Source organism: Zobellella taiwanensis (assembly GCF_003012795.1).
Taxonomy (GTDB): domain Bacteria; phylum Pseudomonadota; class Gammaproteobacteria; order Enterobacterales; family Aeromonadaceae; genus Oceanimonas; species Oceanimonas taiwanensis.
In genome coordinates this window covers 1-775 of sequence record NZ_PXYH01000052.1, presented here as the reverse complement: position 1 = coordinate 775, position 775 = coordinate 1, and the positions used below count along the sequence as shown (strand labels likewise).

The 775-nt window shown below is 57.7% G+C and carries 1 protein-coding gene; it reads left to right on the top strand.

What is annotated here, in order from left to right; genetic code table 11:
* A partial coding sequence (locus C7I36_RS16870) for an ISAs1 family transposase (RefSeq protein ID WP_146137356.1) occupies positions 1 to 728 on the top strand: 728 nt, incomplete at its 5' end.
* Between the last annotated feature and the right edge of the window lie 47 nt (positions 729 to 775).

Genomic DNA, 775 nt, shown 5'->3' with positions numbered 1-775 from the left:
ACGGCGTGGTCATGGGCCAGTTGAAAACCGATGCCAAGTCCAATGAAATCACGGCCATTCCAGCATTGCTCAAGCTGCTGGATATCAAGGGGTGCCTGGTGTCCATTGATGCCATGGGCTGTCAGACTGACATCGCCGGCACCATCGTCAAGCAAGGCGGAGACTACCTGCTGGCGGTCAAGGGTAACCAGGAGCTGTTGCACCGCGCGGTTCAGCAAGCACTCCGACCGTTCCACTCGGCAGCCACCGACCCGGCCAGTGTGACGGTGGAGAAAGGACATGGTCGCATTGAGGCCAGGGAATACCATGTGCTTGCTGCCGGTGACGTGGCCAGCCAGCTCCCGGAGTGGAGAGGCCTGAAAACCCTGGGTGTGGCCATCGGCTATCGTCTGGAAAAATCAGGCAAACAGTCCCTCGAATACCGCTACTACATCAGTTCGGCGGAACTGGACCAGGCTCGCTTCGCTGCGGCGGTGCGGGACCACTGGCGGATCGAGAACAGCCTGCATTGGGTGCTGGACGTGTCGATGAACGAAGATGCTTGCCCCATCTATCGGGGTGAAGCGGCTGAGATTCTGTCTTGCATGCGTCACCTGGCGTTGAATATGTTGCGAGCAGAAACGACGAAGAAAGCCAGCATCCGGCGAAAGCAGAAGATAGCCAGCATGAACACAGACTATCTGGATCAGGTCTTGGCAGCGGGGCTGAGGGCAATGGCGGCGCAGTGAGCATGAACACCTTGGTTTTTTAACAAAATGTTCACGCTCTCACCCTG